Below are 14,767 nucleotides of genomic sequence, written 5' to 3' on the forward strand. Positions count from 1 at the left end.
GCAGTGAGGCTGACACGAGGCGGAGAACTGGGGCGAGCTTTGGGCTGCGATTGTTCTTCAGGCTCGAAAACCGTAACCGGTTTTCGAGCCGCGTTGGCCGAGTATGAGGTTTGGACTGGGGGCGGTGGGTTGGGCTGAACTGTTAGCTGTGCTTTGGGCTTTACTTTAGGCCGTGAGCGAATAGCTAAGTCCCCGTGTTAACGGTCGGCCCGCAGCCCCAGGATGCGGAGGGGACGCACAGCGTCTTTTACTAGCCGCCTTAGCCTTAATATTCGTTCTCTGCTGGTTGCGGCCGAAAACGAACTTCGCAGAATTGGGGCGGTTGAATGGGGTGTGCTTTTGCGGTTCTTCGAACCGCCGGGCCTGCGCGCTGGGCCTTCGGCCCACCCCCGGAGCGCGCAGCCCGAACCCGACAGACTGGGCGGTGAACGAAGTGCTGCTTTTGCGACTCGCAGAGTCGCGCAGTTCGCCGCCACCCCGAGCGGCGGGCTGCAACTCGTTGGAGCTCGTTGCACTCACCGTTGGCGGCGAACTACTTATAGGCCGAGGACGAATCCGACAGCCTTGGGCGGTGAATGTGTTGTTGCTCTTGCGACCTTTAGGTCGCCGGCCTGTTCGCCCAGCGGCGAAGCTGCTCGGGGGAGTGGGCGACAGGCCGCTCTCGACATTTTAGCCGATAAATGGGATATTGTTTCGGTGGGGTCGGACGCCCGGGAGCTCGCAGTGAGCATGCGAACATTGCGGGCCTCCCGAGGGGAAGGCGTCCGGCCCGCGCGACCTTAAGGGTCGCAGGATTTCCCATTTAAGGCTTGGCGCGCGAAATGTAATAAAAACCATCCGCCGTGGTGCGAACGCGTCCGCCGGGCGGGCGGTGCGTGCCGCACTTCCAATTGGCCGTGTCAGTCTCCGTTTATTCCGAGAGGCAACGCAACTGAAAACCGAAGGCGCGATGATCGATGCGTTGGTCGTAGAGCCAATTTATACGGAAATTCAGGTGAAATGAGTCTGTTCCGATGGTTGTGGATGACCAACTGTAACCACCGTTGGCAACACCGAGCATGTCGCCTGTATCATTGCGGCGGTAGCCCGGGGTGCGCCTACAGGGCGTTTTACTGGCAGCCTTTACCCTAAATTGTCCCCGTAGGCACACCTCTCCCGTTTATTCCGAGAGGCAACGCAACTGAAGACCGGAGCCACGGTTACCAGAACGGCTGGGATGAATCGTTGTAGTCGTGAATCGCAGATAAGTGCAGTTGGATTCGCTGATTGCAGAAGCTACGCAGTAACCGTCACTGCCGAGGTAACTCGCTATGCCAGACCCTGCGCCGCGGAAACCCGGGGCGGGGCGAAGATTCGCAAATTCGAGAAAGAGACAGACAGCGTAATACCCTTTGTCGAGAGATGGATTATTCGCTGAAATAGATTATATTTGGTCGGTAAAACGGAAATACATCCTTAGGAAATGAGAAAGATAGTTTGGGTTTTGACGGCCTTGTTTCTGGCGGCTTGCGGAGACCGGAACCCGAAGTCGAAACCGGAAGCAGCTTGGCAACGGGAAGCGAAATTCACCGCTTTTTTGCAACTCTCGACCGCCGTGCCGTTGGATTCCTCCCGAAAGGTGCTGGATACCCTGCTGGCGCATTATGCACCCGACAGTGCTGCGATGAAACAATTGGTGGGCATGTTGGGACGACCGTTGGCTGACCCCAATTCGCCCATTCGGAACGAAGAACTCTATATTCCGATCTTGGAAGCGGTTGTTGCTTCGCCGTTTTACGACTCGACCGAGAAAATCCAGCCCCGATTCCGCCTGGAGATGGCTCTGAAAAACCGGCTGGGGAGGCAGGCGAATGACTTCGAATACACGCTCGGCGATGGCTCGCGGGGGAGGCTTTATGGGGTCGAGGCGCCGTACACGCTGCTCTATATCAACAATCCGGATTGCCATGCCTGTGAGGAGATGTTGGCGCAACTGGTCGGTTCGAAAGTTATTTCGGAGGCGCAGCGCGAGGGGAGGCTGAAGATCGTGGCGATCTATCCGGACGAAGACCTCGCGGCGTGGCGAAAACACCGGAAAGAGGTGCCGGCGGAGTGGATCAACGGGTATGACGCCGGGCTGGCGATGCGGCGCGAGGAACTGTACGATTTGCGGGCGATTCCGTCGCTTTATTTGCTGAACGACCAGAAGCGGGTCTTGCTGAAAGATTGCACGGCGGTCGGCCAGATCGAGGTGTACCTGTCGCAGCAATAACGGACGCGCTATGCCGAGGGGGCGTTGGGGCGCTACATCTCGCCGAGCAGTGTCCGGATAGCTACCGAAGCGCAGGCGCAGCCGAAAACCGCCGGCATGTAGGAGATGGTGCCGACGTTCGACTTTTTGTTCGCCTCCTCGCACAGAACGAGCGACCCTTCGCGCACCGCTTCCGGCGAGAAAACCACCGGAAAACCGGAGCGGATGCCCATTTTGTGCAGCCGTTTGCGCAGCATATGGGCCAGCGGACAGTGGTGCGACTTTCCGATATCTTTGATTTCCAGCAGGGTCGGGTCGGTTTTGGCGCCGGCGCCCATCGAGCTCACGAGCGGCAGGCCGCGATCCAGACATCCTTTGATGAGATTCACTTTCGGCGCGAGGGTGTCGATGGCGTCTACGACGAAATCGTAGCGCGGTTCCCGATCCAACAGCGCTTCGGTCGCTTCGTCTTTTATATATTTCTGAATTACAGTTAATTCCAAAGCCGGATGGATGTCCCGGAGGCGGGAGGCCAGTACTTCGGCTTTCGGACGTCCGACGGTCGAGTGGAGGGCGACCAGCTGGCGGTTGATGTTGCTGAGGCTCACCGTGTCGGCGTCGACGATCGTCAGGCGGCCCACGCCGCTGCGAGCGATCATCTCGGCGGCATAAGCTCCGACGCCGCCTAAACCTACGACCAATACATGGGCTTGGCGCAGCCGGGCGGTTTTCTCAGGGCCGAGCAGCAACTCCGTGCGCTCCTGCCAGTCGTTTTGCGAGGTCATCCGAGGGAAATTTTTGGGAAAAGGAGGTGAAAATTGTGAACGAGCGACTCCTGCAACGCGGAGAGCTCCCATCCGAGCAGCTGGCTCGTTTGGGCGTACATCTCGCCGATAGTGGTCGTCGGGTCGTCGTCGGTCTCTAAAAAGAGTCGGTCGGGACATCGTTCTGCGATATACCGCAGTGCCTGTTGCGTTCTGGGTGACCGAAAGGTGCCGGGGCCGAACGAAAATCGAAGGTGCGGCACCCGACCGAGGCTCTGGGCGACGAGCTCGGGCGAGCCGATGAAGTTGTGCAGCACGGCCGCTTCCTGCGCGCGCACTTGCAGCCGCTTCAGAAGTGCGTCGGTGGCGTGTACGTTATGGATAATCAGCGGCTTTCGCAGCCGGTTCGAAACGTCTATCTGGCGTTCGAACCACCTCTCCTGCAAGTCGTAAGGCCGGTATTCGGGACGGAAATCGAGGCCGGTCTCGCCGATGGCGAGCAGCCGAGGCGAAGGAGTTTCGAAACACCGTTCCCACTCCGGTTGCGCGCGCGAGGCGTCCCACGGATGGATGCCCGCCGAAAAATAGCCGGTCGCCGGAAGCTGCGGCACGGACGACTCGATCCGCACGTTTCGGATCGCGATGCCGTCGGGGGCGGCCCGGTGGGTGTGGATATCGATATAGGGCGCCATGCGGGGGTGCGTCGGGGCGGGAAATTCGTTATCTTTATGCTGTTACAAAAATAGTGAAATGGTTTCGAAAAAGACGATACTCGGCTGGTTGATGGTCGTTTGCGCGGCTTGTCGCGCGCCGCAGCCGACGGAGATCGCGGGCAGACACAGTGCGGTATTCGATTCGCTGGTCGCACGGAACGAGCTGACACTGGTCTTCTCGGGCGATGTCATGCAGCATATGCCGCAGGTGCGGGCGGCTTTGCGGGAAGACGGATCGTATGATTATTCGGCTTGTTTCCGGTATATTCGACCGTTTTGGGAAGGGGCGGATTTCGCAGTGGTCAACCTCGAAACGACGCTTTCGGAACGGGAGCCCTACAGCGGCTACCCGCGTTTCGCGTCGCCCGCGGAGCTGGCGGCGGCGTTGCGCGAGGCGGGGATCGATGTGGCGGTGCTGGCCAACAACCACTGCTGCGACCGAGGGGGGCGAGGGGTGAGGAGGACGGTGCGGACGGTTGATTCGGTGGGGCTGCGGTATGCGGGGGTCTATGTCGATTCGGTGGCGGCCGCGAAACCGTTGATCCTGAAAAAGAGGGGATTCCGGGTGGCTTTGCTGAATTGTACCTACGGGACGAACGGGCTGCCGGTGCCGGAGGGCACGGTGGTGCACGGGATCGATACGGTGCGGATGGGGCACGAGGTGGAGGCGGCGCGGCGCGATTCGGCGACGCATATCGTGCTGTTCGTCCACTGGGGCGAGGAGTATCAGCGACGGCCCAACGACGCCCAGCGGCGGCTGGCGGCGTGGTGTCGGAGGCAGGGGGTGGACGCGGTGATCGGGTCGCATCCGCACGTGGCGCAGCCGGTGGACACGGCGGAGCGGGTGGTGTGGTCGCTGGGAAACTTCGTCTCGAACCAGCGGGGACGGTATCAGGACGGGGGGCTGAGTGTGCGGGTGACGCTGTCGTCGCGGGGGCGGAGGCCGAGGATCGAGAGCCTGCCGCACTGGGTCTGGCTCCGCAGCACGGAGGGGGGAAAGGCGGAGTATGTGGTGGTGCCGGCCTATGTCTCGGGGCGGGAGATCGGGATGGACAGTCTGACGAACCTGCGCTTCGTGGGGGCGCTGGAGGATAACCGGCTGGTGGCCGGGGCGGTGGAGGAGGCGGTGCTGTGAGGTCGCGCGAGGAGCTGATCGAGGTGTTGGGGGCACCGTTGGGCGACCTCGCGACGGACGGGGCGTTGTTCGCCGAGGCGGCGGAGGTGCGCGACCGGACGGTGGGCGACCGGGTCTATGTGCGGGGGTTGATCGAGTTGTCGAACCAGTGTCGCAAAAATTGCCTCTATTGCGGTATCCGCAGCGAAAACGGGGAGGTCGAACGGTATGAACTGACGGACGAGGAGGTGCTGGAGGCGGCGTGCGGGGCATGGCGCGCGGGAATCGGCTCGGTGGTGATTCAGGCGGGCGAGCGGACGGACGAGGCGTTTGTCGGGCGGATCGAGCGGTTGGTGGGAGTGCTCAAACGGAGATCGGAGGGGGCGTTGGGCATCACGCTCTCGCTGGGGGAGCAGACGGCGGAGGTCTATCGACGGTGGTACCGGGCGGGGGCGCATCGCTATCTGCTGCGGATCGAGGCGTCGTCGCCGACGCTGTACGGACGGCTGCACCCGGCGGATCATCGCTATGAACGGCGGGTGGCTTGTCTGGAGGCGTTGCGCGAGGCGGGCTATCAGGTGGGAACGGGGGTCATGATCGGGCTGCCGTTCCAACGGGTGGAGGATTTGGCGGACGATCTGCTGTTTTTCCGGCGGATGGATATCGATATGTGCGGCATGGGGCCTTATATCGAGCATCCGCAGGCGCCGCTGGCTGCCGTGCGGTCGGATTTTACGCGCGAGGAGCGGTTGCAGCTGGCGTTGCGGATGATTGCGCTTCTGAGGCTGGAGATGCCGGATATCAACATCGCGGCGACGACGGCTCTCCATGCGCTGCATCCGCGGGGAAGGGAGCTGGGGGTGGCGGCCGGGGCGAATGTCCTGATGCCGAACGTGACGCCGGAGGTGGTGCGGGGAAGTTATCGGTTGTACGAGGGAAAACCGGCGGAGGATACGGATTTGAGCGGCTTTCGGGTGGTGCGGGATCGGGCGTGGGGCGACGCGCCGCATTATGCGTCGCGGCGCGCGGCTTCGAAGTCGGAGGAGTAGGGGAGCCGCTGTCCGTCGGAGCGGTTTAGCCATCGGATGAGCACGATCACGGGCAGGTAGAGGGCGATGCAGCTCCAGACGGAGATTTCGAGCTCTTCCCAAGCGATCCACGGTGCGGCGGCCCATTGCTCGACGAGGCGGTTCTGCCACCCGGCCACGGTGTGGAGGAAGACGGCGAGCCAGCTCCACCCGCTGGCGAGGTAGACTACGGAGCCGACGATGAGGGTCGGCACGGTGAACCAGACGATGGGATTCAACAGCAGGCCGCCGGGCTGAATCTGGCCGAAGTGGTAGAGGATCAGGGGGAAAACGCCCAACTGGGCGGTGAGGCCGACGAGGGTCAGCGACCAGAGCCAGCGGAGCACCGGCCAACGGGGCATCCATCTCCGGGCGAGGGGCGGGTAGAGGGTGACGATGGCGGCTGTGGCGGCGAACGAGAGCTGGAAACCGATGTGGTAGAGGAGGTAAGGGTTCCACAACAGGAGCACGAGCGCAGCGGCGCACAGGGTGTTGAGGCTGTTGGTCGATCGCGAGAGCATCAGGCCGATCTGGAGCAGCGAGAACATCACGACGGCGCGCACGACGGAGGGAGACAGGCCGGTCAGTAGGGCATAACCGAACAGGGCGGCGATCACGAGGAGTCCGGAGGCGACGCAGCCGTTTCGAAAAAGGCGTATCCAGCCGAATAATAGATTAAGAATCAGGAAAATAATCCCGACGTGAAGGCCGGAGACGGAGAGGAGGTGAGCAAGGCCGGTACGGGCGTAGCGGGCCCGGAGCTCCGGGGCGAGACCGGAGGTCCGGCCGAGGGTCAGGGCCTGAAGCAGGGCGGTGGTACCGCCGGTCGAATCGGTCGAACCGGTGTTCAGCCGCTCTCCCAGGCGTTGTCGGAACGATTCGATGCGACCGCGCCACGTGGGGGCATGGTCGAGCAGGGTGGTGCGGTAGGCGAAACAGCGGCCGACGAGGCTCCGTGTGCGGAGCATGTACCGGTCGTAAGCGACGGTGTCGGAGGAGGCGTACAGGCGGCCGCGAAAACGGAGCAGGTCACCGATCCGAGGCGGTTCGCTGGTGGGGTCTGAGACGGAGATATAGAGCCGGATCCGGGGATCGCCGAGCGGTATCCAGTCGCCGGAGAGGCTGTCGGCATAGCAAAACAGGGTGGCTTCGGAACGGTACCACCGTCCGCGGTGTTCCGGCGAGCTCTCGATGCGGGCCATCCATTCGCCCCGGCTGCCGTGCAGGGCCTGAACCGGAGTGGGGTCGGGCCGGTGCAGCAGAACGAGCACGATTCCGAGGCTGTAAAATCCGATCCACATCCCGATCCTGCGCCAGCTGCCTATCCGGGAAAAGAGGGTGTATTTCAGACCGATAACGATTGCCAACAGGAGGCCGAAGAGTCCTGCCGCGAGCCGAAAATCACCGGGGCGTTCGGGCTGGCTGCCGACGAGGATGCCGAGGAGCAGAACCAGAACAGGTTCGAGCAGCGGGGTGTCGGTGCGGGTAAAACGGGCCATGGAGGGTGGCGAAAACGGGAAATAGCGTGGAGGCGGAACAGAGAGCGGCTACCGCATGCAGTCGAGACTCCGGTACTGGATCGCTTCGGCGACGTGGTCGAGCCGGATCTCTTCGCTGCCGGCCAGGTCGGCGATGGTGCGCGAGACTTTCAGGATCCGGTCGTAGGCGCGGCCCGAGAGCCCCATGGTCGACATCGCTTCGCGCAGCAGGTCGATGCTCTCGTCGTCCAGCTGGCAGTATCGGTCGAGCTGTTCCGGAGTGAGCATGGCGTTGCAGTAGGTGTGCCGGTACCCGTCGCGTTGCAGCCGGGCGATCTGTCGCTCTCGAGCGGCGATGACGCGTTCCCGGATCGCAGCGCTGGTCTCGCCTTCGCGCCGGCGCTGGGTCATGCTCTCGATCGCCACGGGGACGACCTCGATCTGGATGTCGATCCGGTCGAGCAGGGGACCGGAGATGCGATCCATATAACGCGCCTGTGCGCTCGGCGTGCAGGTACACTCTTTGTCCGGATGCGTCCGGTAGCCGCACGGGCAGGGGTTCATCGCGGCGATCAGCATGAAGTTGGCGGGGTAGTCCACCGTATATCTGGCCCGCGAAATCGAGATGCGTTTTTCGTCCAACGGTTGGCGCAGCACTTCCAGTGTCCGGCGGTGAAATTCGGGGAGTTCGTCGAGAAAGAGGATGCCGTTGTGGGCCAGCGAAATTTCGCCGGGCTGCGGCGGTACGCTGCCGCCGACCAGGGCGACTTCCGAGGCGATGTGGTGCGGGGCACGAAAAGGCCGGGCGGTGAGCAGCCCGCCGCGATAGCCGCCTGCTTCGCCAGTACCTAATTTTCCGGCTACGGAGTGTATTTTGGTGGTCTCCAATGCCTCGGCCAAGGTCATCGGCGGGGTGATAGTGGGCATGCGTTTGGCGAGCATGCTCTTCCCGGAGCCCGGAGGGCCGATCATCAGGACGTTGTGTCCCCCGGCGGCGGCGATTTCCAAAGCGCGTTTGACGTCGTTCTGTCCTTTGACGTCGCGGAAGTCAAGGTCGAAATCGGCGAGTCGGTCGAAGTATTCGCGGCGGGTGTCGATCTCGGTGGGTTCGATGCCTTCGCCGTTTTCGATCAGCGCGGCGACGGAGGTGAGGTCGGTGGCGCCGTAGACGCGCAGGCCGTCGACCACCGCCGCTTCGGGAGCGTTCGCGGCGGGCAGGATGATCCCTTCGTAGCCCTCTTTCCTGGCCTGGATGGCGATGGGGAGGGCTCCTTTCACCGGCAGCAGGGTGCCGTCTAAGGAGAGTTCGCCGATGAGGATGTATTTTTCGAGCCGGTCGATGTGGCCGATCTGTTGCGAGGCGGCGAGGATGCCGACGGCGATCGGCAGGTCGTAATGCGAGCCGACTTTCCGCATGTCGGCCGGGGCCATATTGACCAGAATGTTGAAGCCGGGCATCCGGAAGCCGGTGTTTGCGAAGGCGGCGGTGATGCGCTGCTGGCTCTCTTTCACAGCGTTGTCGGGCAGGCCGACGACCAGAAAACGGATGCCGGGCGAGAGGTTCACTTCGACGGTGATGGTGCGGGCGTCGATGCCTTCGACGGTGCTGCTGTAGGTCTTGACGAGCATAGGGGAGCGAGGAGGGCCGGATTACGGCTCGTTGATCGAGGTGACGTTGCCTAAGGTGGCTTTCCGGATGTTGAGGGTCATGGGTTCGCCGAGGAAGAAGATGTTGCCGCCGCTCACGGCCCGCGCGTCCAAGGCTTCGTTGACGCGGAGCTGGATTTCGCCTTTGCCCGAGGCGTCGGCGGCGGCTTCCATGGCCGAGAGTTCGAGGGCTTCGATCCGGCTGCCGAGCCGGGCCCGATAGGTGGCGTATTCGGCGATGCCGCCGAGCCGGACGATGTTGTCGCCGCTCACGTGGATGGTGACGTCGTTGCACTCGGTCTGGAGGGTCATCCGTCCGACGGAGCTTTCGGCTTCGAGGTAGAGGCTGCCGCACTGGATGGGTTCGCGGCCATAGACTTCGCCGCCGCTCATGACGATGCGGTTCAACTCTTTGTAGTAGAGCTTGATATCGGCGTAGGCGCGTTTGTTGAGGAGCCCTTTCCGGGCGTAGATATGGAGGGTGTTTTCCCGCACGCGCCAGGTCAGGGTCTTGGCTTCGAGATCCCAGGTCATGATCTGCATCTGGTTCTCGTCGGCGGGGATGAGCTCGATACGCACGGGCCCTTCGACGCGTAAGACGTTGAAGGGCTCGATGGGTTCGGTCTCGACGAGCTGCTGCTGGGCCCGGGCGGCGCCTCCGGTGAGGAGCAGCAGGCCGGAGAGGAGACCGAATAAAAGATTGCGAGGCATCTTCATAACGTCAAATGTAGCTCTTTTTTCGCTTCCGGCCCAAAGAAAAAGGTGTCGTTTTCATCCGTCGGATGAAAACGACACCTTTTTTGGCAGAATATACTGAGATTCAGCAGAAGAACTTAGTCCCCGAAGCTGATCCCGCAACCGCGTGCGGTTTCGACGATATCGCTGTCCGGCCGCACGTATTTGCACTGGCCCACAGCCTCTTCGAACGGCACGGCGATGATGTCCGGATGGCGGTACGATACCATGTGTCCGAATTTCCCTTCGAGCACGTATTCGAATGCTTTGACCCCGAATTGGGTAGCGAGGACGCGGTCGTAAGCGATCGGCACCCCACCGCGCTGGATATGTCCCAGCACCGTCTCCCGAATATCCGGTTCGAACCCTGCGGCTTTCAGCTGACGGCTGAGCTCGTAAGCGATCCCGCCCAGTCTGACGTTTTCGTACCCGACTTCAGTCGCCTGCGCAGCGTGCACCGTCCCATCCTTCGGCACCGCCCCTTCGGCCACGACGATGATCGCGGAACCGCGGTTCTTGGAGTTGTACCGTTTGTTGAGCTTTTCGAGGACGATGTTGATGTCGTACGGGATTTCGGGAATCAGGCAGACGTCCGCGCCCCCTGCAATCGCCGCATGCAAGGCGATCCACCCGGTATTCCGCCCCATCACTTCCAGAATGAATGTCCGGTTGTGCGAAGCTGCCGTGGTCACCAGTTTGTCCACCGCGTCGGTGGCGATCTGTACGGCGGTCTGGAAACCGAAGGTGAAGTCGGTAGCCGAGAGGTCGTTGTCGATAGTCTTCGGTACTCCGACGATATCGAGTCCTTGGTTCTGAAGCTGTTGCGAAATCCGTTGCGAGCCGTCCCCGCCGATCGAGATCACAGCGTCGACGCCCATATATTGCAACTTGCGGATCATCTCGTCCGAGCGGTCGACGTATTCCCACTGGCCGAGGTGTTTGTTATACACCGGCCAGGCGAAAGGGCCCCCTTTGTTGGTGGTTTCTATGATGGTACCGCCGCGGTAGTGGATCCCGGCCACAGCCGCTTCGTCGAGAATTTTGACTTCGGTGGGTTCCCACAGGATACCGTTGTAGGCCTGGATACTTCCCAGTACTTCCCAGTCCCCCTCCTGCGCTGCGCGTTTGACCACGCCGCGGATCACTGCATTCAAGCCGGGGCAGTCGCCGCCGCTCGTTGCAACTAAGACTCTTTTCATGTTTTATTCGAGTGTTTCTGTCTGTGTTTCGAAAAACAACTGCAAATGTAAACAATTTTTCGAATGTGCCAATCGTTGCGGGTCGGGAATCACGATTCCGGGGCGGGATTCCCGTTCGGGGCGCTCTCGGTGAAGAGGCGGTAGACGATTTCGGCTTCGGAGCGGTTCTGGCTGGCGACGATCAGGCGGTCGCCGGCTTCGAGCCGGGTGGAGCCGGTCACGATGATACGGGCGTCGCCCCGCCGCAGCTGGGTGATGCGCGATCCGTCCGGGAAGGGGGCTTCTGAAACGAGGTGGCCGACGTAAGCGTTCCCCGGTACGACCGGAATCTCGATCATGTTGGAGATGTCGGCGGCTTCCCATTCGGGGCGGGTGCCGATCATCTGTTCTTCGGGTTCGGATACTTTCATCCACTTGGCGAACAGGGGCAGGGTGGTGCCTTGTATCAGAATGGAGATCAGGGAGATAAAGAAGACGATGTTGAAGATCATGCCGGCTTTGTCGATGCCGGCGATCAGGGGGTAGGTGGCGAATACGATGGGCACGGCGCCGCGCAGTCCGACCCACGAGATGAAGGTCTTGCTCCGCAAGGGCATCCGGAAGAAGAGCAGCGAGAGAAAGACGCTCACGGGACGGGCGACGAGGATCATGAAGAGGGAGACGAGGACGCCGATGCCGATTACGGGGACGATCTGGCTGGGGTAGACGAGCAGCCCGAGGGTCAGGAAGAGGATGATCTGCATGAGCCAGGCGAAGCCGTCGAAGAAGTTGAGCATGGTGCCCCGATGAGGGATCCGGTGGTTGCCGAGCCACAGGGCCGAGAGGTAGACGGCCAGGAAGCCGTTGCCGCCGATCAGGTCGGTGGCGGCATAGGTGAAGTACATCAGGGCGATGACCATCACGGGATAGAGTCCCATGTAGCCGAGTTTCACGCGGCGCACGACCCAGACCATGGCTATCCCGAAGAGAATGCCTGCTCCGCCGCCGACGGCGATCTGGATGACGAAACGCAGAATGGCTCCGCCGACCGATGCGGCGGGGTCGATCACGAGGCCGAGGCAAGCGATCGTGAGCAGGTAGGCCATGGGGTCGTTACTACCGCTCTCGAACTCCAGAATAGGGCGCAGGTTATCTTTGAGTTTCAGGTTCTTGGAGCGCAGGATGGAGAAGACGGCGGCGGCGTCGGTCGAGGAGACGATGGAGCCGAGGAGCAGCCCTTCGAAGAGGGTGAAGCCGGGCATGACCCAATGGACGAAGAGGCCGGTCGAGATGGCGGTCAGCAGCACGCCTGCGGTGGAGAGGGTCACGCCCTGCCACATGACGGGCCGGACGCTGCGCCACTCGGTGTCGAGCCCGCCGGAGAAGAGGATGAAGTTGAGGGCGATGACGCCGATGAACTGGGCGATCGGCGGGCTGTCGAAGTTGATGCCGCCGATGCCGTCTGTTCCGGCGAGCATGCCGACGGCCAAAAAGAGCACCAGGGCGGGAATACCGAACCGATAGGCGCGCTGGCCGGCGAGGATGCTGACGAACAGGAGGATGGAGCCGATAAGGATGCTGTTTCCGATGGTGATGTTCATGGGCGGAATCGAGTAATAAGGCTAAGTTACGAAAAATCGGCCGGATTAGGCCCTGTTTTTTTCACTGAGGCGGAAGCCGAGGCCGACGAGCAGCACGGCGGCGACGAACAGGACGATGGAGAGTCGTTCGTCGCTCGTTCGGTCGGCGGTGAGCACTTCGGACAGGGGGTCGGAGCCGTTCGTCTTCCACTGCGGGAGGCGGTTCATGGCCCATTTGCCAATGATGGTGCCGTCGTGCAGGAGCAGGGCGCCGCCGGTGCGGTGCTGGATCAGGGTGCGCAGGAGGGTGTGGTCGCTGCCGAAGCATTCGATGCCGCTGCGGCTCAGTGTTTCCGGAAGCGGAAAGGCGCTGAGCGCCACGCTCCGGCCGTTGTACTGTCCGATGTAGTCGGCGAGGGCGATCATGGCGGAGTCGCAGGCGGGGTCGTAGGCGTTGACGGCGAAGAGCAGGGTGTAGCCGCGCCGGCCGAGGATCTCGTCGGAGCGGTCGAGGCGGTCGTCGAACATGGGCAGGCTCTGGATCTCCGGGGCGCGGCTCTGTCCGATGGTCCGGGTGTCGACGTATTCCCATCGCGAGGAGTCGTACCAGGTGGTGTCGGCGATTTCGAATTCGCGCAGCTCGCCGTTTGTCTTGTCGCGATAGACGAGGAGGGTGCGGGCGTCGTTCTCCTGTACGTTCATGGCGCTGGGGATGTGGACGCCGATCCGGAACGGGGTGGGGTCGAGCAGGGGCAGACTATTGTACGACCAGAGGCTGAGCGTGAGACTCAACGGGATGAGAATCAGATAACTCACCACGGTACGGACGACGGTTGACGACTGAGTGGTATGTGTGTTTCGGTTCAGGAAGAGCACGAAAGATAAGGGCCAGAAGACGAGGTTTTTCCAGAAGGTGGCCCAGTTGGAGAGCCGCAGCAGGTCGCCGAAGCAGCCGCAGTCGCTCACGGGGTTGGTCAGGGCGATCCACAGGGTGAGCGGGGTGAAGAAGCTCATGGCGAGAAAAACGCCCCAGGCGGCAATCCGGGGGGTGGTGCCGGTCAGCAGCAGGAGGCCGAGCAGCAGCTCGACGGAGGGGAGCAGTATCGCTCCGGCGGGTGCGAGCACCTGTAAGCTGTCGAGTCCGAAGGCGGAGAGGTATTCGCCGAGTTTGACGGAGAGTCCGAAGGTGTCGACGGCTTTCGAGGCGCCGGAGAAAATAAACAGTGCGGCGAGCAGATATCGGGCGGTGGCGGTCAGCCACGCAGGATTCGGACGGCTCAGGAGGCGTTTAACGGTGTCGGGCAATCTCATGGTCGATTTTTTGGAAGATGGATTCGGGGTTCAGCATGCCGCCGGTCGTGGGGTCGGCGCAGTCGATGACGCTAAAGGTGGGGTCGCCGGCGGCGCAGTCGAGATAGACTTCGCGCACGCGCTGTTGCAGGTCGAGCGAGGATTCGTGGATGTCCTGCTTGCCGTTGAGGTAGCTGCGGTCGTCGCCTTGGCGCTGTTCGGCGAGTTTCCGGGCGGTGAAGGCGAAGGGGACGTCGAGGAAGAGCGAAAGATCAGGCTTCGGGATACCGTTGTGGCGGTATTCGAGATCTAAAATCCATTGTTCCAGTGTGCTGCGCGCGTCGGAGCCGGCGGGCAGCTTGGCGCACTGGTAGGCGATGTTGGAGTAGACGTAGCGGTCGACAATCACTACTTTGCTGTCGTCGAGCCAGTTGCGGATGATAGAGGCTGCCTCCTGCCGGTCGCCGGCGTAGAGCAGGGCGACGAGATAGGGATCGACCTGATCCAAAGCGCCGAGCTCGCCGCGCAGAAAACGGGCGATGAGCTCGCCGTACAGGGGGACGTCGAACCGCGGAAAGTGGAGGTATTCGACGTGCTGGCGGTAGCGTTCTTCGAACAAACGGCGCATGAGTTTCACCTGGGTGGATTTGCCTGCGCCGTCGAGGCCTTCGATAACGATGAACATAGGATGTCGGTTAATTCGTACGTTTTATTGTATATTATTCATTGTGGTTGAGGATACTGTTCTTTTTGTGAACAAAAAGAACCAAAAAAACTTCAGAGCGCATCCCTGCGGGATGCTCTGGCCGTGTCTGCCCGGTAGGTTGGGCTGGGTTTTCTCGGCGGGGCGCTATAATGCGAGTATTACCCCAATGCGCCCCCGCCGGAAAACCACAGCCCAACGAAACAAGGCGGAGAGAACCCGTGGTCGTCCCTGTGGGACGACCTCTGCAAAAGTTCTTTGGGTACCT

General features: G+C 61.8%; 13 protein-coding genes. 3 read left to right on the forward strand and 10 right to left on the reverse strand.

From position 1 onward, the window contains the following. Positions 1–910: 910 nt before the first annotated feature. The gene (locus Q9S52_RS06865; protein WP_304708595.1) at positions 911–1,060 is read right to left on the reverse strand and encodes a hypothetical protein; all 150 of its coding nucleotides are present in this window, start codon (positions 1,058–1,060) and stop codon (positions 911–913) included. Between the two features lie 402 nt (positions 1,061–1,462). On the opposite strand from Q9S52_RS06865, the gene Q9S52_RS06870 reads away from it, so the two are divergent. Beyond that, positions 1,463–2,251 carry a DUF5106 domain-containing protein gene (locus Q9S52_RS06870; protein WP_300828631.1) on the forward strand — a complete coding sequence of 263 codons (789 nt, stop codon included), beginning with the start codon at positions 1,463–1,465 and terminating at the stop codon, positions 2,249–2,251. A 32-nt stretch (positions 2,252–2,283) separates the two neighbouring features. Here Q9S52_RS06870 and Q9S52_RS06875 read toward each other — a convergent pair whose 3' ends face one another. Together Q9S52_RS06875 and Q9S52_RS06880 are read right to left on the reverse strand one after the other, a co-directional pair. Then, positions 2,284–3,015 carry a tRNA threonylcarbamoyladenosine dehydratase gene (locus Q9S52_RS06875; protein WP_304708596.1) on the reverse strand — a complete coding sequence of 244 codons (732 nt, stop codon included), beginning with the start codon at positions 3,013–3,015 and terminating at the stop codon, positions 2,284–2,286. Continuing rightward, positions 3,012–3,686 carry a TatD family hydrolase gene (locus Q9S52_RS06880; protein WP_304708597.1) on the reverse strand — a complete coding sequence of 225 codons (675 nt, stop codon included), beginning with the start codon at positions 3,684–3,686 and terminating at the stop codon, positions 3,012–3,014. Before Q9S52_RS06880 ends, Q9S52_RS06875 begins: the two co-directional genes overlap by 4 nt. 58 nt (positions 3,687–3,744) lie before the next feature. On the opposite strand from Q9S52_RS06880, the gene Q9S52_RS06885 reads away from it, so the two are divergent. Continuing rightward, the gene (locus Q9S52_RS06885; protein WP_304708598.1) at positions 3,745–4,842 is read left to right on the forward strand and encodes a CapA family protein; all 1,098 of its coding nucleotides are present in this window, start codon (positions 3,745–3,747) and stop codon (positions 4,840–4,842) included. Continuing rightward, positions 4,839–5,870 carry a [FeFe] hydrogenase H-cluster radical SAM maturase HydE gene (gene hydE / locus Q9S52_RS06890; protein WP_304708599.1) on the forward strand — a complete coding sequence of 344 codons (1,032 nt, stop codon included), beginning with the start codon at positions 4,839–4,841 and terminating at the stop codon, positions 5,868–5,870. Before Q9S52_RS06885 ends, hydE begins: the two co-directional genes overlap by 4 nt. On the opposite strand, the gene Q9S52_RS06895 is transcribed toward hydE, so the two are convergent. The 7 genes from Q9S52_RS06895 to tmk form a co-directional block, all read right to left on the reverse strand. Beyond that, positions 5,831–7,387, reverse strand: coding sequence for a ComEC/Rec2 family competence protein (locus Q9S52_RS06895; protein WP_304708600.1), 1,557 nt, complete (start codon positions 7,385–7,387; stop codon positions 5,831–5,833). The two genes, hydE and Q9S52_RS06895, sit on opposite strands and share 40 nt — an antisense overlap. 48 nt (positions 7,388–7,435) lie before the next feature. After that, positions 7,436–8,995 (reverse strand): YifB family Mg chelatase-like AAA ATPase, encoded by a 1,560-nt coding sequence (locus tag Q9S52_RS06900; protein ID WP_304708601.1) that lies wholly within the window; start codon positions 8,993–8,995, stop codon positions 7,436–7,438. Positions 8,996–9,016: 21 nt separating this feature from the next. Continuing rightward, complete coding sequence (locus Q9S52_RS06905; protein ID WP_304708602.1) at positions 9,017–9,730, reverse strand: GIN domain-containing protein; 714 nt, start codon at positions 9,728–9,730, stop codon at positions 9,017–9,019. Positions 9,731–9,846: 116 nt separating this feature from the next. Beyond that, on the reverse strand, positions 9,847–10,947 hold the full coding sequence (locus Q9S52_RS06910; RefSeq protein WP_294593198.1) for a 6-phosphofructokinase: 1,101 nt from the start codon (positions 10,945–10,947) through the stop codon (positions 9,847–9,849). An 89-nt stretch (positions 10,948–11,036) separates the two neighbouring features. Next, positions 11,037–12,527: a potassium/proton antiporter gene (locus Q9S52_RS06915; RefSeq protein WP_304708603.1), complete on the reverse strand. Its 1,491-nt coding sequence runs from the start codon at positions 12,525–12,527 to the stop codon at positions 11,037–11,039. Between the two features lie 45 nt (positions 12,528–12,572). Then, a complete protein-coding gene (locus Q9S52_RS06920; RefSeq protein ID WP_304708604.1) occupies positions 12,573–13,817 on the reverse strand; it encodes a BT_3928 family protein in 1,245 nt (414 codons plus the stop codon). Further along, positions 13,795–14,481 carry a dTMP kinase gene (tmk, locus tag Q9S52_RS06925; RefSeq protein ID WP_304708605.1) on the reverse strand — a complete coding sequence of 229 codons (687 nt, stop codon included), beginning with the start codon at positions 14,479–14,481 and terminating at the stop codon, positions 13,795–13,797. The genes Q9S52_RS06920 and tmk overlap by 23 nt, the downstream gene beginning before the upstream one ends. Positions 14,482–14,767 lie beyond the last annotated feature (286 nt).

This window comes from uncultured Rikenella sp. (assembly GCF_948810725.1).
Classification (GTDB): Bacteria; Bacteroidota; Bacteroidia; order Bacteroidales; family Rikenellaceae; genus Rikenella.

Coding starts and splice junctions, on each gene's coding strand:
- Q9S52_RS06865 (WP_304708595.1), bottom strand. CDS start 1,060: ATGCTCGGTGTTGCCAACGGTGGTTACAGTTGGTCATCCACAACCATC.
- Q9S52_RS06870 (WP_300828631.1), top strand. CDS start 1,463: ATGAGAAAGATAGTTTGGGTTTTGACGGCCTTGTTTCTGGCGGCTTGC.
- Q9S52_RS06875 (WP_304708596.1), bottom strand. CDS start 3,015: ATGACCTCGCAAAACGACTGGCAGGAGCGCACGGAGTTGCTGCTCGGC.
- Q9S52_RS06880 (WP_304708597.1), bottom strand. CDS start 3,686: ATGGCGCCCTATATCGATATCCACACCCACCGGGCCGCCCCCGACGGC.
- Q9S52_RS06885 (WP_304708598.1), top strand. CDS start 3,745: ATGGTTTCGAAAAAGACGATACTCGGCTGGTTGATGGTCGTTTGCGCG.
- Q9S52_RS06895 (WP_304708600.1), bottom strand. CDS start 7,387: ATGGCCCGTTTTACCCGCACCGACACCCCGCTGCTCGAACCTGTTCTG.
- Q9S52_RS06900 (WP_304708601.1), bottom strand. CDS start 8,995: ATGCTCGTCAAGACCTACAGCAGCACCGTCGAAGGCATCGACGCCCGC.
- Q9S52_RS06905 (WP_304708602.1), bottom strand. CDS start 9,730: ATGAAGATGCCTCGCAATCTTTTATTCGGTCTCCTCTCCGGCCTGCTG.
- Q9S52_RS06910 (WP_294593198.1), bottom strand. CDS start 10,947: ATGAAAAGAGTCTTAGTTGCAACGAGCGGCGGCGACTGCCCCGGCTTG.
- Q9S52_RS06915 (WP_304708603.1), bottom strand. CDS start 12,527: ATGAACATCACCATCGGAAACAGCATCCTTATCGGCTCCATCCTCCTG.
- Q9S52_RS06920 (WP_304708604.1), bottom strand. CDS start 13,817: ATGAGATTGCCCGACACCGTTAAACGCCTCCTGAGCCGTCCGAATCCT.
- tmk (WP_304708605.1), bottom strand. CDS start 14,481: ATGTTCATCGTTATCGAAGGCCTCGACGGCGCAGGCAAATCCACCCAG.